The following is a 21,291-nucleotide window of genomic DNA, read 5'->3' as shown; positions in this document are numbered from 1 at the left end:
CTCTATATAGATAGATACTCTTTTTTTGAGTGTCTACTATATAGGGTCCATTTTATAGAATGCTGCTCTTTAATTTATAATGCATTAAGCCCATTAAATATTGATGGAATTTGTTATATTGGTATAGATGATGTAATAACAAGAAGGTATTTAAAAGAAAAAGGGATAATTGGAAAAGATAATTTTAATAATAGAGAATTTATTGAAAGTAAAAAGGTTAGATACTTAGGTAATAGTGTTGCAGCAATATTAGATAACGATGATAAAATGTGTTTTCATTTCTTTACTAGTGATATGGAAAGTGATTTGTCAAAATGTTCAGTTGATTATTATATAGATTTAAAAGAAAGCGAAATCATTGATATTGTAAATAGAGTTTATGAGAAAAAGAAAAATGATCCAATAGAATTAGGTGATATTAATAATGAAACTTTAAGTAATAAAATTCTTAAGGCATTAAATAAAAAAATCTATTGTTTTAGATATGGAGAAGTTATAACTGTAAGTCTTATAAGAGATAAAATCGTTGCAATTAATGATTTCTATCCAAAGGCTAAAATTTATACTAGTGATGAAGCATTAATTCTTATAGATATTATAATCAATAAAATAGAAAGCACAAAAAGTAAGGGGTATTCAATTGATGAAAATATTATGGCTAGTGGATATGAAGTTATGAATAAAATAATAAGATTTACTAATATTCGATTTATGGATAAGGAGAATAAATCAAGTGTTTTAAAGGTGAAGTTTAATTTGTTTGATGAACTTGAAGATTTGTTTGTAGAATTATCATATATATATTTGCAATATATTAATAATAAGTTAAGTACGAAAGAAGCAATAAATGAATCTATGATTCTATTTAAACAAATGTATAGTTATATAGGCATTATGAAAGAATTACGTGAGGAGATTGAGAATGAAAATGAGAATTCAATTGAGAGATATAAGAGGTTGAATAATAAAGAAAGCTTATAAAGTTTTATGAAGAGGTTTAGGAAATGAAGAGTAGTGAATATTTTAAGAAAATAGATATTAATAAATATTTTTTATCTTATAAAAATGATTTTTTAGAAGTAGAATATATTAAAAATTATTTAACTAAAAATGGTGATGAGGGTTTAATTTTATTTTCAGAAATGTTTTGGCATGAACCATCGTATGGTATTAAAAAGATAAAAGAAGAATTAGGCATTCCTAATAATATAGCCTTTGTTGATATTATAAAGTCTTATCCAAGTGAGCTTTATATTCAGTTTTTAAAGGAAATATATTTAGAGAGAGTAAGATTAGAAGAGGTTTCATTAAAATATAATATTCCAATAAATAGAATTAAAGAGTTATTAATATATCCAGTGATAGAATTAGAAGAAAGTTGTCCAAAATGTTTAAAGAATAAATTTTCAATAGACATGTTAAGAGATAATGTGAGGTATACATGTGATAATTGTAAAAAAATAACGGAAGCATTATTGAATGAAGAAGAAAAAAATGAAAAACTAGAGATACTTAGAATAAAGGAACAGGAGTTTGAACTATATATTGAAGGTATTTACTCACAGATAGATAATGTTAAATGTCCAAAGTGTCAATGTTCATTAATAATAATGAAGGATATGAAAAGATATAGTTATAAAATATTATGTGAAAAATGTGATTATATGGAGTCAGATTACAAGAGGGTTATCCAACAATATAAACTGTGGGAGAAAAGGGCAGCAATGATGCTTGCCATTAAGGCAAGAGAAGAAAGAATAATTAAAGATTCACTAAAAAGTAAACAGCTACATGAAATTAATTTTAAAGAAGTAGAAATTATATATAAAAATGAGTTTTTAAATAGAATTAAATTTTGGGAAGATTCAAACTGCTGGAATAATGAAATCATAAGAGATTATGAGATATTAAAAGACATAATTAAAGGATGTACAAGGCTAGAGATAAATATGCTAATTAAATTAATTGAGATTGCTAATTCAAAGGGGGCTGAGTTAAAATTAGTAGGACAATACATATCAGTGAATTTTGATTATCCATTAGTAGGTGAATTAATAGATATAACAGGAATAATTGATGTAAGAACAATATTAAGAAGTTTGATGAAAAAAAATGTAATAGCTGTTAACGAGGAAGATAATATAATAATAGTTCCAAAGTTTATATGTAGAAAATCAAATGAGATAAAAAGTTTAAATTATGTTCAGGATGTTAATCCGCAATTAAGATTTCTAGCAATGGCTAGGCAAAATTTTGCATGTAGCACTTGTGGAGAGTGTGGAAGAAGATTAAAGATAGCTTATCTTACATCAAATAAGAACACTTTAGATTTGAATGAAATTGTTGTATTATGTGAAGATTGTTTTGAACTACTTACTATTAATGAAATAGTTATTGATGGAGCAGTTAGTTTTGATAATGGTATTTCAGATATAAGTAAGAGTATGAGATTTTTGGTTAAAAATTTACCAGAAGTTGAAGGTTCAACAAGATTATATGAAGCTATTGAACTAATGGAAGAAGAGTATGGGGTTGAAGAAACAATAAAAGCATTAGCGATTACATTATATCAAATAGAAAATAGAAGAGTTGATAAAGAAATTGAAAAAATAATAAATTATACATATGGAATTCTAAGAAAGACGGTAAGTAGTGAGAGTGAAAGTATTGTAACAATGTATGAAAGTGTTTATAAGAGATATAGATTAGATAGATATAATATTGATGATATTTGTGTAAAAAAGTACTAATATTGAATACTTATAATACTGTTATAACTTAATACAGAATTAAAAATAATAAATAACAAAATCATAGAGAATATCCACAAAAAAATCAAATAAATTCAATGGTTAAAATGTAAAAACACATAGGGGATATATAGTATATGTTTTTACATATGATATCGATAGTATATCTTATACATTACTTTGAGAAGCTACGAATTTGGCTTTTGGGGAAGCTTATGTTTGGGTAGTGAAATATTAAATTAATTTTTAGATGTAAAATAAAGTAAAAGCAGTTGCAATCATTTTGTAGCTGTTTTTACTTTATTATAAAGTTATGTTATATTTAAGTTTTAGTATAAATATAGGTTCATTTAGTAGAAAGTACTTAAAAAGATAGTTATATAACTTTATAGAAATCTAATATGCAAGTAAAGGGATAAATTGCATAACTACAGTAGGGCTAGTTCAAGTTATATGGTATTAGTTATAGATTTAAATGAACAAATAAATGTAACAACTATGTTAATATGAAAAAGAAGAAAGTTGCTAAAAAAGAAACTATAGATGTAGATAATTATCAAGACAAGGTTTCTTAAATATAAAGTTATAATAAGTATTATGTAACATAATGTGTAGAGTGTATTTTAGTAAAGTTTTTGAATAGTGGAGAAATAAATTATATTAGATGAAATGTTAAAGTAAAAAGGGTCTAATTTGAATAGGTAGAGTATAAAAGTACTTATTTAGATAGGTAATTTTTATTTTATATAAATTAACTTACATGTTTATGACTAGTTTCGACATAAACATGTATATTAATCAATTATAATAGTAGTATAAATTTATAATGATAAAAGATATTTAAGAAAATTAGTAGATTATTTAGGTTTAAAATATATTAAAGAAGAAATTCTGTAAGGAAATAATCTTAATAATGAAAAAATCGAAAAAATATATTTAGAAAAGAATAGAAAGGGTATGATGTGATGAAAGGTTTCGATGCTATAGCAAGTGAGTCATTTTTAATTGATTATGGGGTAGAGAAGAAAGAAGTTGATGATAAGATAATAAAATTATTTAATTTGTTTTTATCTAGCAATTCAGATTATTTATATAATAAAACTTACATTACAGATTTAATTCCAAAGTTCATTAAGAAATTAGAAGTATTAAAAAATAAAAAAAATGAATGTTGTAAAATTGGTGATAAATTAAAAGAGAATAATAATACGAATTTTTTTATTTTGGCAGATAATTATTATATTATATTACCTATGTATGGAACTAATGTTATCAGTTATAATGAATTGTGCAGTATGATATCAACTGATAGTAAAGGGGTAAATATCTTACAAAAAATAAAAAAGGATATAAATAGTTATATAGAACCTTTGGATATTTACAATATAGATGAAAAAAAAATACATTTGAGGATTTTTTACAAAGAAGATAATTTTGTTTATATCATAAATAGGAAGTTAGGGACTAAAGATATAGAAATATTAAGTGAAGAGATTGACATTTTCATTAAAGAATGTTCGGCGTATGAGAGGTAAAATAATAATGAATAATAAAGTAGAATCAAAATTATATAATCAGGTGATTTCAAAACAAAATATTTATAATGCAATATATGGGTTAAATTCATATATTTTTGAGAAAGGGTTGTTAGATAAAAATGATTTAGAGTTATATTATAAATTACAAGATAAATATGATTTTGAAACAATAAGTGATGTTATAGAGGAATGTGAAAAAAAATTAATACAAATTTTAAAAGATGATAATAGTTTATTTGATATAAAAGTATTTTTTAAGATGAAAAAACACAAAGACAAAAAAGTCATTTTTAGACCAATACATACAGCCGATTTAATAACGCAAATTTGTATAGTATCATTATTAAATGTAATAGTATTTGATGATAAGAGTGGTAAGAGAGAGCTGTCAGATGTAAGTGAATTAATACCATCTAATTTTTATGGGAATATACCATCTATAGATGTAAAAAATATTTTTTATCCTTGGAAGGAGAAGTATAAGGAATATAGCAAAGGTGTTATTGATACCTATAATTTATGTGAAAAAACAGGTAAGTTTAAATATGAGGTGTGTTTAGATTTACAAAATTTTTTCCCTACAGTAGATCCTAATTTTATATATAATATCTTACTAAACAGATTAAAAGTAGTATTCCAAAACGATGAGGAGATGTTAAAGCGTATTTTAAAAAAAATACTAATTTTTAACGTAGAAAATATTTCAGAGTGGTATGAGGAGTATTATGGTGAAAACTATGAGAGTATTAAGAGTAAAAGCAAAAAAATGTACAACCCATCTATGGGAATTCCTCAAGGATTACCACAGTCTTATTATTTTGGAAACATATGCATGAGTGAAATTGCAAAGATAGTAAATAAAGTTTTTCCAGGTGATGCTTATTATTATGTTGATGACTCTGTAATATATACAAATAATGAGAATGCAAGCTTATCAAACTTTAAAGAAAAAATAAAAGAAATAAATAATTTGGTTAATGAATACATAAATAATAATCTTGGTGAAAAGTGCTATGAGCTTAAAGAGTTGACATATAAAATAAAATTTCATGAAGATGAAAAAAGTATATCAACAGATATACAGCATACAGAGAAGTATGGAAGAAGTTTTTTAAGAGAAATAATATTTGGAGTATCTACAGTAGCTTTTGATATCGCTACAGCAGTAGATGAATTACAAGATGAAACTATTAAAGATAAAGTAGAATTATATTTAAATTCTATAAATAAAGAAATAGAATTAGTAAAACAGAAGATAAAAGTTGAGGGTGAAAAGGAAGATGAGTCAAAAGAAGCTTATTTGAAGTTACTTTTTAGATATAAAAAGTTTTTTAAATATAGATTGAAGATGTTAAGATTTATTAAAGCAGATTTTGAATTTGAAGAGGTTGAAAAGTATTATGAAAAATACAAAATGAAGGCAATTGAATATTTAGAAGATGATTATGAAAATATATTTAGAGAGTTTGAGGAAGATATATTTTTAGCAGAGGCTTCTTTATTTTTAAAATATTCAAACAGTAAAATTGAACAAGAAAAGATTATATCTATAATAAGTGCTTTTGAAGAAAAAATAACAAAAAAGATAGGTAAAAACAATTTGTATTTTTCAACAATACTTAAGCAACAATTATTGATTAATCAAGAAGTTGACAAGTATAAAACGATTAAAAATTTGCCGTGTGAATATATTGATAGAGCTAGGACTTTTAATAAACAAGATAGTTTTAGAATTATGAATAAACTTATAGCAGATTACAACAAAATAAAAGAAAAAGGTATTATAAGAGAAGAACTAGAAAAAAACATTTTATTTTTGGGATATAATTTTGAAGAGTACATGGAGTTCATAATTACAAACTCTAATGATATGAAAAGAGAAATTCTTAATTGTGTGTGTTCAAAACTATTTAGTGTTGATATTAACGATAAATTTGTAATTACTAAAAAAAATGGTAGAACTTTAGAATATTATGAATTAAGAATACTAGTTTATATAAGAAATTCCAATTCTACAGTGGAAAGTATATTAAATTTTGTTAAAGATGTAGTGAAGCAAGCAAAAAAAGATCACTTGCAAGAAAAGATAGACTATTCAATTATTGAGGTATTAGATATTTTTATAACATACGTAAAAAATCCAGATTATATAGATCAACTTATCAATACGCACAAGTATATAATGAGCGTATGGAAAAATGGTTCAAAGCATTTATATTTTTATACTTTGCATAATCAAGAACACTCTGTAGAGTTAATACGTTCTTGTATTTCAATATGTAAGGCTATAGACTTTTTTAAGATAAAATCGATAGATTATTATGTTTTATTTCTAGCATGTTACTTCCATGATATCTCTATGATTATACAACCAGATTTGAATCAGTTTTTGTCAGATGAAAATGATGCAAAAGTTATTTTGAATGAATGGAGAGTAAATTATAGAAAAGTAGAAAAATGTAATAATTTTTCCCAAAAAAATAATATGATTATGCAGATGTTAGTTAATTCATATAAGAAAATGGATGAATACTTTGAAAATATAGTTAGATCTAAGCACACACAACAGAGTTCAAATTTTATAAGAGATACTAATGATTTAGATTATATTGAGCCTACGATAAAAGATATTGTAGCAAAGGTATCTGAAGCACATGGATTTTATGAGCCTGATGTTTATGGATTAAGGTCGAATGGGGAGAGAGAAGCTGTAAATGTAAAGTTTTTAATGATACTACTTAGATTAGCAGATTTAATGGATATGTCAAAAGAGAGAGTAAGTATTAATATAATGAAATTAAATATAGAGCAAATGAGTAAGATATCACAATTCCATTGGATTTCGCATGCGGCTATAGATGCTTGTAATATAAAAAGTACTTATAGTTATAGTGTATCTGAAGGTGAAATTAGAACGTATCTAGATAAGGAATTTTTTATAGAAAACTGTGAAATCCATTTATTTTTAAATACTCAAAATTTGATGGCTATGAATAAGCCAAGTAAATGTTGTGGAGTTGATTGTGAACTGAATTGTAGCCAAGATGAATTAAGATTAAAAATAATTAATAAAGCTAATGATATTGTAGAATGTAAGGCTCAATGCAATTTTATGTGTAAATGGATGAGTGAAAAAAATCATTATTTAATAAATGAATTAAAAGCTCTAGATAAATATTTGTTTAGAAATCAAGATAATAATTTTACAACAAATTTTTATATTACAATACATATGGAGAATTCTAATATTATTGCTCAGAATTATTTGGATAATGTGTTGGAATATATAAATAATATAAACTTAAAAAATATATAATATATTTGGAAAAAATAAATAAATATGAGATAATTAATAAGAGCAAAAATAATATTATTACAAGGTTCTTTTTGCTTTTATTATATAAAAATATTAGGAGAGCAGATGATAAATAATATAAGCGAAACAATTAATATATCACAAATAAATGAAAAACCAATACACGAAGATCAAATAAATTCAAATACATCAACAGGAGATAAAGACCACCTTTACCCAAAACTAAAACAAAGCTTCAAAACAGCAACAACAATAGACATAATAGTTTCATTCCTAATGGAATCAGGAGTAAAACTATTACTACAAGACCTAAAAGAAGCACTAAATCGTGGAGTTAACATAAGAATCCTTACAGGAAACTATTTAAAAATAACACAACCACAAGCACTATATTTACTAAAATCAGAACTAGGAGATAAAGTAGACTTAAGATTTTACAATAATCCCAACAAATCATTCCATCCAAAAGCATATATGTTTCATAATCCACTAGATTCAGAAATATACATAGGTTCATCAAACATATCAAGAGGAGCATTAACATCATCAATAGAGTGGAACTACAGATTCCTAAAATCAAATGCTCCAAATGACTTTAAAGTATTTTACGATACCTTTGAAGATTTATTTAATAACCATTCATTAGTAATAACTGATGAAGTATTAAAAGATTATTCAAAACAATGGACAAGGCCTAATATATATAAGGATTTAGAAAAAGAAGAAAGTAAAGAAGAGAAAGTTGTAAATATATTTGAACCAAGAGGAGCTCAAATTGAAGCATTATATAGCTTAGATAAATCTAGAGAAGAAGGATTTGATAAAGGATTAGTAGTTGCAGCGACAGGTATAGGAAAGACCTATCTGGCTGCATTTGATTCTGCAAAATATGAGAGAGTTTTATTTGTAGCACATAGAGAAGAAATAATAAAGCAAGCAGCTCAAAGCTTTAAAAATGTTAGAAATTCTGATGATATTGGATTCTTTTACGCTAATCAAAAAGATACAAACAATTCATTTATATTTGCATTAGTTCAAACTTTAGGTAAGGATGAATATTTAAATGAAAAATATTTTGCAAGAGACTATTTTGACTATATAGTAGTTGATGAATTCCATCATGCAGTTTCTAACAATTACAATAAAATAATTAATTACTTTACACCAAAGTTTTTATTAGGACTTACTGCAACTCCAGAAAGACTTGATTCTAAAGATGTATTTGCACTTTGTGATTATAACATGGTTTATGAAGTTAGGTTAAAAGATGCAATAAATAAGGATTGGCTAGTACCTTTTAAATACTATGGCATTTATGATGAAACAGTTAATTATGAAGATATAGATTATAAATATGGTAAATATGATGATAAACAACTTGAAGAAGCATTGATGCTTAATAAAAGGGGAGAACTTATTTTTAATCATTATCAAAAATATAATTCACAAAGGGCAATGGGATTTTGTAGTTCAAGACATCATGCAGAATATATGGCAAAGGTATTTAATGAAAATAAAGTGCCTGCAGTAGCTGTATATAGTGGAGAAAAAGGAGAATATTCAGAGGAAAGAGATATAGCTTTAGCTAAATTGACTTCCGGTGAATTAAAGGTAATATTCTCAGTAGACATGTTTAACGAAGGATTAGATGTACCTGGAATTGATATGGTTATGTTTTTAAGACCAACGCAATCACCAACAATTTTCTTGCAACAGCTTGGAAGAGGATTAAGAAAGGCTAAGGATAAGAAATATTTAAATGTTTTAGACTTTATAGGTAATTATAAAAAGGCTAATTTAGTGCCATTTTTATTAAGTGGAAAAGAATATTCAGCTGTAGAAAGTAAGAATAATAAGCAAGGCGATTATGAATTTCCTGAAGAATGTACAGTAGATTTTGATTTTAGAATTATTGATATATTCAAAAAGCAAGCAGAAAGAGAAATGAAGGTTAGGGATAAAATCAAAGAGCAATTTGATATTGTATCTGATATGTTAGGTCATAGACCAAGTAGAGTTGAGTTATTTACTTATATGGATGATGAAGTTTATCAAAATATTAAGAGTAAAAATAAATCTATGGACCCATTTAAGAATTATTTAGAGTATATAAAAGATAATGATGAATTAAGTTGTGATGAAGAGATAGTATATAATTCTAGAGGTAGAGAATTTATTAATATGATTGAAACTACAAGTATGAGTAAAACTTATAAGATGCCAGTTTTATTAGCTTTTTATAATGATGGAGATATAAAGATGGAGATATCAGAGGATGATATTTATAAAAGTTTTTATGAGTTTTATAGAAGAGGATCTAATAAGGTTGATATGCTTAAGGATAAAAGTACTAGTGATTTTATGAATTGGGACAAGAAGAAGTATATTAGCTTAGCTAAAAATAATCCTATTAAGTTTTTGATTAAAACTCATGGTGATTTCTTTAAAGAGAAAGATGGATGCTTGATGGCTCTTTATGATGATCTTAAGGATATTATAGGTAATGAAGATTTTAAGAAGCATATGAAGGATGCTATTGATCTTAGAGTTGAAACTTATTATAAGAATAGATTTTTTAATAAAGAAAAATAGTATATAATAGGAATTAAAAGAAGTCATTTATTGTGACTTCTTTTAATTTATCTAGAAGGAAGTAGCAACATTGAAAAATAACACATTAGATTTTTACAACAACAATTCAAAAACATACATAGAAACAACACTTACAATTGATATGAGCAATTTATATAAAGAATTTTTAAACAATATCCCAAAAGGTGGAACTATCCTAGACTTAGGGTGTGGAAGTGGTAGAGATAGTAAAGCCTTTATAGATAAAGGATACAAAATAACAGCAGTAGATGGTTCCAAAGAATTAGCACAAAGTGCATCAAAACTAATAGGTCAAGATGTTTTAGTTAGTAACTTTGAAGAGTTATCATTAATAGACAACTTCCATGGAATATGGGCATGTGCATCATTACTTCATGTTAATAAAAGAGATATCCTAGATGTTATAAAAAATGTATCATCAAATTTAAATGATAATGGAATCTTTTATATGTCATTTAAGTATGGTGCAGATGAATATATAGATGAAAAAGGAAGATATTTTAATTGCTATACTGAAGAAACTTTTAATGAATTAATAAATAAAGTTGAAGGTTTAAAGATTATGAAAGTTTATAAAACCATTGATATTGTTCCAGGAAGAGGAGATATCACTTGGTTAAATGCAATTTGTGTTAAGGAGAGTTAAGCAATTATGAAAACTTATAATAAATTAGTAAGAGATTTAATACCACAAGTAATAAGACAATCAGGAAAAGAATGTGAAATAGAAATAGCTCCAAAAGAAAAAAGAGCAGAACTTCTTGAAGCTAAACTTATGGAAGAGGTTAATGAATATTTAGAAGATAAAAACTTAGAAGAACTTGCAGACGTTATGGAAGTTTTATTTGGACTAGCGGCTAATCTTGGATATAGTGAAGAGGATTTACTTAATAAAAGGGAAGAAAAGTTAAAAGAGCGTGGTGGATTTAAAGAAGGAATTGTATTAAAAGGTGTTAAATAAAAAATAAATCGATATGATACTTAAAAGAATGTTTAATTTGAAACAACATATTAAATAATATAAAGAACTTTACTAAAAATTATAAAGTAGAGTTCTTTGTATTTTAATTTAAAAGAAGTTTAGTTACTTTATAAAGAAAATAGTATTAATACCTATGATTACTTATAAGTACGAATAAGCATAACAACTACTGCATATGAGTAATAAAATAACATATATTATATAGGATTTTATTTGCAGTAAGATTTTATTTAGGGGGTCAAATGTATTAAAAGATTGCTTATTGTAAGTATTTATATTTTTATAAAGGATTTCTTGGAATATCAGATTATCAACTTAGAATAGTTTATGTTATATTAAATAAAATAAATTTATTTGCAATTTTATTTAATAAGGCCAAGGAATTTTTTGTAATAAGTGATAATGATAAAATTACTGAATACATCAACGAACAGGCATTAAAATATTCTAATGTTCCTGATGAGCAACTAAGACTAGAAATGTATTATAAGTTACTAAAATTAAGCAATATTAACTTAGACAAGCCTTTTACAGATAAAGTATTTAAACAAAGTTTACATAATATAGTTGAGGTTGCATAATCTGCAACTATTAATTCTATAGGTAATTCTTCATATATGAGTGCATTTAGTATTTTGTTTAGAAATTTAAATGTTTTAAAATCAAATTTATTAGTAGAGTGTTTTAATAATACAGGAGCTTTGATTAGTTCAATTATTACCTCTTTATTAATTTTAATAACAACAAGGCAAGTAGATAATTTAGTACAATATAAAAAGGGGTTACTTCAGCTATTTATTATGCAAGTGTTGATTAATACATCTAGTATCGAAAATGTAAAAAATATTGATAATTTATTAAGTAAAATGCAAAAGCCATGGAATGACAAGTAAACAATATATGTAGAAATGACTTATGAAAAATTTTTAAAGGTAAATTTATTAGATACAAAAATATTAAAAGAAAAAGAGTTAAATGATGAATGTAGAAAATTATTATTAGAGAAAAATGTATTAATAGATAAAATAAATATGTGTGAAAAAATGTTTAAGAAGACAGTAGTGTCATCAACTAAAATTAATGAATTATATTCTTATAATAAGTATAGTAGTCTTTGCAATGATAAGGTTGATTATGAAATAAGAAGTAATGAAATAAGAAATAAAATAGGATTATTTAAAAGTTTAATTAATACAGATAGATGAAAAAATGAAATTAATATAGTGAAATTAAATACTTAAGACTAATAGAAACTAAAATATAAGGTATTATTGAAGTTTATCCAGATGTAAAATATGCATTAGGATAAGAAGTAGTAAAAATGATATAGTCAAGATGAGATAGTGGTATTTATATAATAGGTAGATTAGAGGAGTGTATATAATGGAAGAAAATAAAATTGTAGAAGAAATAATAGATGAAGAGAGTGTAAGGAAAGCTTATATAAATGTAATATTATTAAGAAATAACATAAAAAATCAAAAAGATTGTTTTAAATTTTTAGCTAGTGCAAATTTATTAAATTCTTATGTTAAAAAAGATTATGCTATAGAAGAAATAAAGAAGAGTTATACTTTTAAAAATATTATATCTGAAGTTATAGAAGATATAATAATTAATAATATAAGTGGAGTACATATGTATTATACGAAACAAGTTGTTTACATAGAGGTAAACGGATATCAATTTAGTTTCCATAATGTAAAGGAAACTGACATAATTAGAGAATATAAATATAGTAGAAAAAATATAAAACAAGAATGGAAGGAAATAAGGTTACAGCAAATAGCAGTATCTATATTTAATAAAGCAGTATAATTTGAAGGTAATAGAATTTTTAAATTTGATTTGCTTAACTTTTAGATTAAGTATAAACTTATAATGATATATAGTTAAAACTATATTATGTTAACTCTTGAGATGATAAGATCTAGCTTAGAATGCCTAATCCGGTTATATGATATGTATTATAAATAAAAATATCCTCACATTTATAAAAGAAATTATTAAGTTGAAATTTTTTACAATTAGTAAAAAAGATGATAAAATTATAACTATAAAAATAATATTTTTATTTAAAATAAAAGGATAATAAAGAGATGTAAATGGAGGGGATCATATGTTAAAGAACAAGGTAGCTATTATTACAGGAGGTAACTCAGGAATTGGAGAAGCAACTGCACTATTGTTTGCTAAAGAAGGTGCAAAGGTTGTAATAACTGCAAGAAGAAAAGAACAATTAGAAAATGTTGCCCAAAGAATCAGGGGCTTAGGTGGAGAAGTATTAGTAGTAACTAGTGATATTTCTAAAAAAGAAGATTGTAAAAATGTTATAGATGAAACAATAAAAACATTTGGTAAATTAGACGTTTTAGTTAACAATGCTGGTGTACTAGATCATGCACTTTTACCTATTGAGGCTGTTGATGAAAATGATGTTAATTTTGTAATAGATGTTAACACAAAAGGAACTATAAACATTACAAATGTAGCTGCTAAGGTAATGTTAGAAAATAAAAGTGGTGCAATTATTAATGTAGCATCAGTTGCTGGTGTTTATGGTTCTGGAGGAGCTGTATATTGTGCTAGTAAAGGAGCAATAATTGGATTAACTAAAAATATTGCATTAAGAATGGCTAAGGAAGGAATACGTTGTAATGCTGTGTGTCCTGGATCTGTAAAAACGCCAATGTATAAATCAGAAAATTTAGCTAATATGAATATGGATATGATGAATGCTATGATGGCTCATGCAGATTTAAAGTTACCAGTTTGTGAACCAGAAGATGTAGCTAACACTATAGCTTTCTTAGCAAGTGATAAGGCTAGAGCAATAACAGGTCAAGTATTAGTAACTGATTTTGGTGCAAATTTATAATAAAATAAAAGTTAATTATTAAGCTAAGTAAACTTATATAATGAATTTTATTATTAGGGTAATATAAAAATAGTAAATAAGTAATACATTTAAAAAGCTAGAAAACATTAATTAGTTTTCTAGCTTTATATTATTTTTGTATAGTATTTTATATAAAATGCTAAGTGTTCAGATTTTTAAACATATTTCTAGAAAAATAATAGGCTAAGCAATTTTCCTCCGGGGAAAATGCAAAGCTTATTTTTTTATATTTCAGTATGTGTTTAAGTTATAGCACAATGTGTTATTAGCACTGTACTTATCTAGGAAAGTTTTCTATAATCCTTATTATAAGAAATATAGGGAATAAATGTAAAACAAAAGAAGTTTAAGTATCTTATACTTTACTAAAACATGAACAAGAGATAGATAGATCGGATGTAGCATAAAAATATAGGAGGAGATATCATGAATGAATTTATATTTTCATATCCAGTAAAAATATATTTTGGAGAGAAAGCAGCACAAAAGAATCTACCAGAAGAATTAAAAAAAGTTGGTAATACAGTTATGCTTGCTTATGGGGGAGGTTCTATTAAAAAGAACGGAATCTATGAGGAAATAATTACATTATTAAAAGAGGGTGGAAAGAAAGTAGTTGAGTTTAGTGGAATTATGCCTAATCCAACTTATGAGAAAGTTCAAGAGGGAGCAGCACTTGCAAAGAAGGAAAATGTTGATTTCATTTTAGCAGTAGGTGGTGGATCTGTTAGTGATTGTTGTAAGATTGTAGCATCACAAGCAATGTATGAGGAAGATATCTGGAACATGGAGTTTGTAGATCATAAGTTTCCACAAAAAGCTTTGCCATTTGGTGTTATTGTAACAGTATCTGGAACAGGTTCAGAACAAAATACTGGAGCAGTAATTACTAATGAAGAGAAAAAGTTAAAGTCAGGTCTTTGGGGAGCATCTGCAGATTTTGCAATCCTTGACCCAGCATATACAATAAGTGTTCCGCTTAAGCAAGTAATCTCTGGAGCTTTTGATACTTTAAGTCATTCTATGGAAACATATTTTGGAAAGCCACAGGAGAATTTTTTATCTGATGAAATTAATGAAGCGGTTATGAGAAATACAATTAGAAATATCCGTGAGGTAATAAAAAATCCAAATGACTTAACTCCAAGAAGTGAGTTAATGTGGGATTCAGCAATGGCTGAGAATGGTATTTTGAAGATTGGAAAAGTAACAGATTTTCAAGCTCATATGATTGAACATCAATTAGGGGCTTACACAAATTGTAATCATGGAGAAGGGCTTGCTGTAATTCATCCTGTTATGTACAAACATATTTATAAGGAAGCTGTAACTAAGTTTGCTCGTTTTGCCACAGAGGTATGGAATATTTCTAGTGAAGGAAAAAGTGAGGAAGAACTTGCATTTCAAGGAATTAAGGCTCTAGAAGATTTTATTAAAGAAATTGGGCTTCCTACAACTTTTAAGGAAATGAATATTGAAGATGATGAGATATTACGTAAGGTTGCAGATACAACTATATTAACAAATGGATGTTGCAAGAAGCTAACACCAGATGAAATTTATGAAATTTTATTAGAATGTAAATAGAAAATTTAAGGAGATGGAAATATGGATATTTTATTTATTAATGGAAGTTCTGAGAAAAATGGTAATACAGCAATGTTAGCTAAACAAATGTTAGATGGAAAAGAGTATGAAACTTTAATGTTGCCTGATTATAGGGTAAATGTATTTGGGCAAACTTTACCAGGAGATCAGTTTGAAGAAATTTTATCTAAGGTTGAGGAAGCAAAAACTATTGTTATTGGTTCACCTTTATATTGGCATAATATTTGTGGTTCTGTAAGAACTTTTATTGATCGTTTTTATGGAACTGTAGAAAGCGGTGGACTTAGTGGCAAGAAATTGGCCTTTATTTTTCAAGGTGCTGCACCGGAAAAGTGGATGTTAGAAGCAGGAGATTTTACAATGAAAAGATTTGCAGGTCTTTATGGAATGACTTATTTAGGTATGGTGACAAATAAGCAAGAAGCAAAGAAGATGATGGATAGAGTATAAGTTTTATATTAGTAATAAAGGAAATAGTGTGGCTATGGTGAAAATATTAAGTTTTTGCTATAGCTTTTTATTTTGTAAAATATTTTTAGAAATTTGATTATATAAAGAATTATTAATTTATGCAAAAAAAATAAACCTTATAAAATATAAGATTTATTTTTCTTGGTTGCGGGGGCAGGACTTGAACCTACGACCTTTGGGTTATGAGCCCAACGAGCTGCCAACTGCTCCACCCCGCGATATTATGTCTTGCAAACTTGTTTTGCTTAACTTATAGGTTAAGTATAACTTTATAATTACATATAGTCAAAACAGTAATATCTTATATTAAGCCTTTAGATGACAAGAAGTAGTTCAGAATACTAAATATAGCTATATACTATCAATATAACAACTTTTAAGTATTAATGATTTTTTAATATATTTAAATTAATATAGAAATAAATTTATAAAATTAGAATAGAGGTACAAGTATGATAAATCCCAAAAGAGAGTGGAGAAAATTTGAATCATCAGAAGAAAAAATAGAAGTTTTAAAAGAATTAAAACTAATTAGTCCTAAAGCAAATGAAGTTAAAACATTATATTATAAAGGAGCATATACAAATGATGCTGTAGAATGTGATGTTGTTGGAATAGTTGATAATAATGAAATAATATTAGATATAAATGGTGAATTACATAGCATACACCCAGATTACTTATTAGATATGCAGAAAAAAGAAAGATTCATAATTGTAGACATAGAAACACCAAGAAGCTTTAGTCCAGCTGATGGAATAAGAGAAGTTGCTGCAATAGTTGTAGAAGATTATAGAGTAATTGATAGCCTTCATTTAGCAATTATCAATGATGAAGAAAAATATAAAAATGGATATGGTGATGGCTTAGATGCAATTGAAGAAAATGAAGAGCTTAAGTCGAAATTCAAATCATTAATTAAAAAGTATAAATGCCCTTTAGTAGCACATAATGCAAGTTTCGATAGAAACTTTTTAAGATATTGGGGCTGGGTTGAAGATAATCAAGAATTTTATTGTAGTATGAATACAATAAAGCAAAAGGAAATATTACCTTCATATAAGCTTGTTAATTTATTAGAGCATTACAATATTAAAAAAGGACAGGCTCATAATGCATTACAAGATGTTTTAGATTTATTAGAACTATTAAAGGTTATTAAACCTGAAAGATGGTCAGCTTTAGGTACACCAACATCAACTTCAGTTGCAAAGAAAAGTAACAAAGATAGCAAGAGTGCTAATGATGCTAATGGTGCTAAGCAAGCTTCAGCTCCAATAGCAAATAGATTTAGAAAGTTTGCAAAAGATAAGGAACAAGTTGCAGAAGAGAAAAAAATGATTGAGTTTGCTAAAGAAAACTTAATAAAAGATATATTTAATAAAAAGAAAATAGTCTTTACTGGTGATATGTCTAAAAGTAGAGCAGAAATGAGAGCAACAGCTATAAGATATGGAGCTGACTCACCAACTAGCATAAGTGGAAAAACTAATATACTTGTAATTGGAGAAGGTGCTGGAAAGAGCAAGTTAGAAAAGGCTAAAACTCTAGGAATAGAAATAATTACTGAAAAAGAGTTTTGGGATATTATTAATAAATAATGATGACATAAAAATAATATAATGGTTGTCCATAATTGGACAACCATTTAAATACTATTATATCTATTTTTTCATTGCTTCAAAAATTTCCAAACATTAATCTCACTTACTTTTTATTTAAACATATTTACACAAATCATTAATCCACCAATTAGAGTTAACACAATTCCTAAGCTTCTGTTTAATATTTTTTCAGATGATTTATTTGCAAATTTAGCAGCTAATTGTGCTCCTAAAAATGTAAAAATGATACATAATGATAATATCTTTAAATCAGGAATTTTATCAAGAGCAAAATGGGATAATGAACCTATAAGAGCTGTAAAAGTCATTATAAATACACTTGTTCCAACAGCCATTTTTAGTTCATAACCTAAGACAGTTGTTAGAATTAGTAAAAGCATCATACCTCCACCGGCTCCAACAAATCCACAAATAAATCCTACTATAATTCCACATAGTATTGACTGGATTATCTTTGTTTTTTCTGACTTTTCATTCATAACTTCTTGTGTTGTCATAACTGGTTTTACAATAAATTTTATACCCACTAAAAATGTGATATACATAGAAAAGTTACCCATTACTTTATTTGGAACTAAGTTTGATAAATAACTTCCTATTAGTGTAAATATTAATACAGTTCCTATCATTATAAGTCCATTTTTAATATCTAGTTTCTTATTTTTCCCATATGTGTATGCTGATACAGCACTTGCTAAAACATCTGATGCTAATGCAATGCCAATAGCTTGATAGGCAGGAACATTAAGAAACATAATCAGCATAGGTGAAATAACTGCTGCTGCACTTAGTCCAGCAAGTCCAGTTCCTATTCCTGCACCTAATCCTGCTATCAAACAAACTAATATTAATTTCATAATCTATTCCTCCATATTACTTTAGTGATTAAATGCAAAATCTTTTACAAGATCATAAATATTATTAACTAAGGATGATAGTTTTTTTTATTGTTTTTCATTTGTATCCATAAAACACCTCCTACAATTCAATAGTTTGTGGTTCTATCTCAGGATAATGATTAGCTATAATTTTTATACAATTTTCTTTATGAACCATATCTCTAACCCATTGAAGTGTTTTAAGTCTCATATTTTCCAAAGAATCTATTGCATACCCACAATCAGCTGTAAGAAGTACAAACTTTCCATTGTTTTGAATTAAAGTTGCTGCTGTTCCTTGTGAGTGTCCTTTTATATCTACCATTAATACTGTTCTATCTCCAAATACATCATAGCTTCTGTTAAATGGTCCGTACTTTGAGGGTTCCATTTCAAATGTTTTTATATTTATATCTTTAAATAATCTATTAGAATATCTTATTTGACCTTTAGTGACAGCAGATAACTCATCTTTACTCTTTTGGGGTTTTGAAAAAGTCCAGTATAGGATATTGGATTTTTTGATGTATCACGAAATGGCACTGCAGTGTCAATACCAACTTCTCCTGTATGGAATACATATATTTTTATTTTCAGGTTTATAAAGCATCTTAACTGTTTATGATATTTTTTTATTTTTGTTTAAACTTTTAAACCATTATATCATAAATTTTTTAAAATAAATCAATGGTAAAGAAAATCAAGACCAAAGATAAAAGTATAATGTGGTGACATAACTCAGTATTAATTGGGGATAATAATGAATCAATTTGAGAAAGTAAGGTAGAAATCACTGATGAAATGCTTGTAAAATATAAAGAAAAAAATTGAAATATTATTAAATTATTATAAACTTTAAATTCCTTAATTTAATATAAGTAATTTATTGTAAACACTTAACATATAGTATCAATAGAATAAGTTAAGAGGTACTGTATGGAAAATAAAACAAAGAATTTATTTATAAATGCAATATTATTATCAATTACAATGATGATAATGAGGAGTATAGGTGTTGTATTTAATGTATACATATCCAATGAAATTGGTACAGAGGGTATGGGATTGTACAAGCTTATTGGAACAGTAAGTATGATTGCAATAACCTTTTCAACTTCAGGAATAAGTTCAGCAGTAACAAGAATTGTAGCAGAAGAAATGTCAAAGAAAGAGTACAATAATGTAAAATATGTGGTGTTTAAAGCATGTACAATATGTGGAGTATTAGGAATAACAGCTTCTATTATATTATTTACTTTTTCTAAAAATATAGCTTTAATATTTTTAAAAGACACAAGAGTAATACTTTCATTAAAAATATTTGCAATAAGCATTCCTTTTATTTCAATATCATCTTGCTTAAAGGGATATTTTTATGCTGTTAGAGATATATTTATACCAATAACAACTCAGCTTGCTGAAAAGTTTATACAAATTACAGTAATAGTATTATTATTACATTCAGCTGTATCTATAAAATTAGAATATGGTTGTGCAGTTCTTGTATTAGGAAGTGTTATAAGTGATATTTTATCTTGTTTATATGTATTTATAGCATATAAGTTGGAGAAAAAGGAAATTAAGTATTTAAGTAATGTACAAGGAAATACAAAAGGATTGACTGAAAGGTTATTTAAAATATCTATACCTATGGCTACTAGATCCTACTTAATGTCTGCATTTAGTACAGTGCAAATGATATTAATACCATTATCTCTTGTAAGGTTTGGAATGTCTGAAAGTGAAGCTATAAGTGTATTAGGTGGAGTTATGGGGATGGTTTTTCCCATAATTATGTTTCCAGCAACATTACTTATGTCTTTAGCTAGGGTTTTGATGCCAGAGATTTCTAGAGCTAAGGCTATTAATAATAAAGAAAGGTTAAATAGTGTAATTAACAGGAGTATTGGATTTACCAGTATAATAGGTATTATATCTTTCTTTATATTTTTCACATTTTATAATCAATTATCTATATCAATTTATAATAGAGAAGATATAGGAGCATATTTTAAAATACTTTCTTTTATAATTCCATTTATGTATATAGATATGATTATGGGTGGAATTTTAAATGGATTAAATGAACAGTTTAGAGTATTGGAATATCAAATAATGGAGTCAATATTAAAGATTTTAAGTATATATTTTTTAGTACCTATAAAGGGAATAGAAGGGTTAATTATAGCAATGTCTATATCAACTATTTTTAGTTTTACAGTAAGTTTTATTACTATAGTTAAGGTTACTGATATTAAAATAGATTTATTAAATTGGGCATTCATGCCTATAATCTTTGGGTTAATATCAACTATATTTGGCAGATTAATATGGAATTTGTTAGCTAGAAATACTTTAGTAATTGGAATAAACACAATAATAGTAATTAGTTGTGTTGGAGTTGTCTACTTTATATTATTAAAAACATTTAATTGTATAAAAATAAGGGATTAAATAAATATGAAAATATATAAGGTATTAGATAAATAATTTAATTAAAGTTTAGTAGAAGTGATTATTTTTATAAAGCATGTTCAGAAATTTTAATTAACGTATAAAGGGGCTGTATCAGATTGAATTAATAAATTCAATCTGAATACAACTCCTTTTT

Annotated in this window: 17 protein-coding genes and 1 tRNA gene; 15 read left to right on the top strand and 3 right to left on the bottom strand. The window is 26.0% G+C overall.

The window, feature by feature from the left end:
* From I4V63_RS14580 to I4V63_RS14520, 13 genes are all read left to right on the top strand, one after another.
* On the top strand, window positions 1–981 hold a 981-nt coding region (locus I4V63_RS14580), incomplete at its 5' end, for a hypothetical protein (protein ID WP_196001957.1).
* Window positions 982–1,004: 23 nt separating this feature from the next.
* A complete protein-coding gene (locus I4V63_RS14575) occupies window positions 1,005–2,750 on the top strand; it encodes a hypothetical protein (protein WP_196001956.1) in 1,746 nt (581 codons plus the stop codon).
* 965 nt (window positions 2,751–3,715) lie between these two features.
* Window positions 3,716–4,285: a hypothetical protein gene (locus tag I4V63_RS14570; protein WP_196001955.1), complete on the top strand. Its 570-nt coding sequence runs from the start codon at window positions 3,716–3,718 to the stop codon at window positions 4,283–4,285.
* 7 nt (window positions 4,286–4,292) lie between these two features.
* The gene (locus I4V63_RS14565; RefSeq protein WP_196001954.1) at window positions 4,293–7,604 is read left to right on the top strand and encodes a reverse transcriptase domain-containing protein; all 3,312 of its coding nucleotides are present in this window, start codon (window positions 4,293–4,295) and stop codon (window positions 7,602–7,604) included.
* Between the two features lie 105 nt (window positions 7,605–7,709).
* The gene (locus tag I4V63_RS14560; protein ID WP_196001953.1) at window positions 7,710–10,196 is read left to right on the top strand and encodes a DEAD/DEAH box helicase family protein; all 2,487 of its coding nucleotides are present in this window, start codon (window positions 7,710–7,712) and stop codon (window positions 10,194–10,196) included.
* A gap of 70 nt (window positions 10,197–10,266) precedes the next feature.
* Window positions 10,267–10,863: a class I SAM-dependent methyltransferase gene (locus I4V63_RS14555; RefSeq protein WP_196001952.1), complete on the top strand. Its 597-nt coding sequence runs from the start codon at window positions 10,267–10,269 to the stop codon at window positions 10,861–10,863.
* Between the two features lie 6 nt (window positions 10,864–10,869).
* Window positions 10,870–11,178, top strand: coding sequence for a nucleoside triphosphate pyrophosphohydrolase (locus I4V63_RS14550; protein ID WP_196001951.1), 309 nt, complete (start codon window positions 10,870–10,872; stop codon window positions 11,176–11,178).
* A 638-nt stretch (window positions 11,179–11,816) separates the two neighbouring features.
* Window positions 11,817–12,092 (top strand): hypothetical protein, encoded by a 276-nt coding sequence (locus tag I4V63_RS14545; RefSeq protein ID WP_196001950.1) that lies wholly within the window; start codon window positions 11,817–11,819, stop codon window positions 12,090–12,092.
* Window positions 12,093–12,107: 15 nt separating this feature from the next.
* Window positions 12,108–12,404, top strand: coding sequence for a hypothetical protein (locus tag I4V63_RS14540; RefSeq protein WP_196001949.1), 297 nt, complete (start codon window positions 12,108–12,110; stop codon window positions 12,402–12,404).
* 178 nt (window positions 12,405–12,582) lie between these two features.
* A complete protein-coding gene (locus tag I4V63_RS14535) occupies window positions 12,583–13,017 on the top strand; it encodes a hypothetical protein (protein WP_196001948.1) in 435 nt (144 codons plus the stop codon).
* A 301-nt stretch (window positions 13,018–13,318) separates the two neighbouring features.
* Window positions 13,319–14,077, top strand: coding sequence for an SDR family oxidoreductase (locus I4V63_RS14530; RefSeq protein ID WP_196001947.1), 759 nt, complete (start codon window positions 13,319–13,321; stop codon window positions 14,075–14,077).
* 447 nt (window positions 14,078–14,524) lie between these two features.
* A complete protein-coding gene (locus I4V63_RS14525; protein ID WP_196001946.1) occupies window positions 14,525–15,685 on the top strand; it encodes an iron-containing alcohol dehydrogenase in 1,161 nt (386 codons plus the stop codon).
* Between the two features lie 21 nt (window positions 15,686–15,706).
* A complete protein-coding gene (locus I4V63_RS14520; protein ID WP_196001945.1) occupies window positions 15,707–16,156 on the top strand; it encodes an NAD(P)H-dependent oxidoreductase in 450 nt (149 codons plus the stop codon).
* A gap of 163 nt (window positions 16,157–16,319) precedes the next feature.
* Here I4V63_RS14520 and I4V63_RS14515 read toward each other — a convergent pair.
* A tRNA-Met gene (locus I4V63_RS14515) sits at window positions 16,320–16,395 on the bottom strand.
* A gap of 234 nt (window positions 16,396–16,629) precedes the next feature.
* On the opposite strand from I4V63_RS14515, the gene I4V63_RS14510 reads away from it, so the two are divergent.
* Window positions 16,630–17,778, top strand: a complete 1,149-nt coding sequence (locus tag I4V63_RS14510) for a BRCT domain-containing protein (RefSeq protein ID WP_196001944.1) — start codon at window positions 16,630–16,632, stop codon at window positions 17,776–17,778.
* A 113-nt stretch (window positions 17,779–17,891) separates the two neighbouring features.
* On the opposite strand, the gene I4V63_RS14505 is transcribed toward I4V63_RS14510, so the two are convergent.
* Both I4V63_RS14505 and I4V63_RS14500 read right to left on the bottom strand, forming a co-directional pair.
* Window positions 17,892–18,659: a sulfite exporter TauE/SafE family protein gene (locus tag I4V63_RS14505; RefSeq protein ID WP_207746576.1), complete on the bottom strand. Its 768-nt coding sequence runs from the start codon at window positions 18,657–18,659 to the stop codon at window positions 17,892–17,894.
* A gap of 121 nt (window positions 18,660–18,780) precedes the next feature.
* Window positions 18,781–19,071, bottom strand: coding sequence for a hypothetical protein (locus tag I4V63_RS14500; protein ID WP_196001943.1), 291 nt, complete (start codon window positions 19,069–19,071; stop codon window positions 18,781–18,783).
* A 545-nt stretch (window positions 19,072–19,616) separates the two neighbouring features.
* Between I4V63_RS14500 and I4V63_RS14495 the strand changes: the two genes are divergently transcribed.
* Complete coding sequence (locus I4V63_RS14495) at window positions 19,617–21,134, top strand: oligosaccharide flippase family protein (RefSeq protein WP_196001942.1); 1,518 nt, start codon at window positions 19,617–19,619, stop codon at window positions 21,132–21,134.
* The last annotated feature ends 157 nt before the right edge of the window (window positions 21,135–21,291 follow it).

This window comes from Clostridium sp. 1001271B_151109_B4 (genome assembly GCF_015670405.1).
Taxonomy (GTDB): Bacteria; Bacillota; Clostridia; order Clostridiales; family Clostridiaceae; genus Clostridium.
The sequence above is the reverse complement of the archived record's forward strand: the minus strand, read 5'-3'. Positions and strand labels throughout refer to the sequence as shown.

Bases quoted from the DNA above. Each gene is read 5' to 3' on its own strand.
- I4V63_RS14575 (WP_196001956.1), top strand. From the start codon at position 1,005: ATGAAGAGTAGTGAATATTTTAAGAAAATAGATATTAATAAATATTTT.
- I4V63_RS14570 (WP_196001955.1), top strand. From the start codon at position 3,716: ATGAAAGGTTTCGATGCTATAGCAAGTGAGTCATTTTTAATTGATTAT.
- I4V63_RS14565 (WP_196001954.1), top strand. From the start codon at position 4,293: ATGAATAATAAAGTAGAATCAAAATTATATAATCAGGTGATTTCAAAA.
- I4V63_RS14560 (WP_196001953.1), top strand. From the start codon at position 7,710: ATGATAAATAATATAAGCGAAACAATTAATATATCACAAATAAATGAA.
- I4V63_RS14550 (WP_196001951.1), top strand. From the start codon at position 10,870: ATGAAAACTTATAATAAATTAGTAAGAGATTTAATACCACAAGTAATA.
- I4V63_RS14545 (WP_196001950.1), top strand. From the start codon at position 11,817: ATGAGTGCATTTAGTATTTTGTTTAGAAATTTAAATGTTTTAAAATCA.
- I4V63_RS14540 (WP_196001949.1), top strand. From the start codon at position 12,108: ATGACTTATGAAAAATTTTTAAAGGTAAATTTATTAGATACAAAAATA.
- I4V63_RS14535 (WP_196001948.1), top strand. From the start codon at position 12,583: ATGGAAGAAAATAAAATTGTAGAAGAAATAATAGATGAAGAGAGTGTA.
- I4V63_RS14530 (WP_196001947.1), top strand. From the start codon at position 13,319: ATGTTAAAGAACAAGGTAGCTATTATTACAGGAGGTAACTCAGGAATT.
- I4V63_RS14525 (WP_196001946.1), top strand. From the start codon at position 14,525: ATGAATGAATTTATATTTTCATATCCAGTAAAAATATATTTTGGAGAG.
- I4V63_RS14520 (WP_196001945.1), top strand. From the start codon at position 15,707: ATGGATATTTTATTTATTAATGGAAGTTCTGAGAAAAATGGTAATACA.
- I4V63_RS14510 (WP_196001944.1), top strand. From the start codon at position 16,630: ATGATAAATCCCAAAAGAGAGTGGAGAAAATTTGAATCATCAGAAGAA.
- I4V63_RS14505 (WP_207746576.1), bottom strand. From the start codon at position 18,659: ATGAAATTAATATTAGTTTGTTTGATAGCAGGATTAGGTGCAGGAATA.
- I4V63_RS14500 (WP_196001943.1), bottom strand. From the start codon at position 19,071: ATGGAACCCTCAAAGTACGGACCATTTAACAGAAGCTATGATGTATTT.
- I4V63_RS14495 (WP_196001942.1), top strand. From the start codon at position 19,617: ATGGAAAATAAAACAAAGAATTTATTTATAAATGCAATATTATTATCA.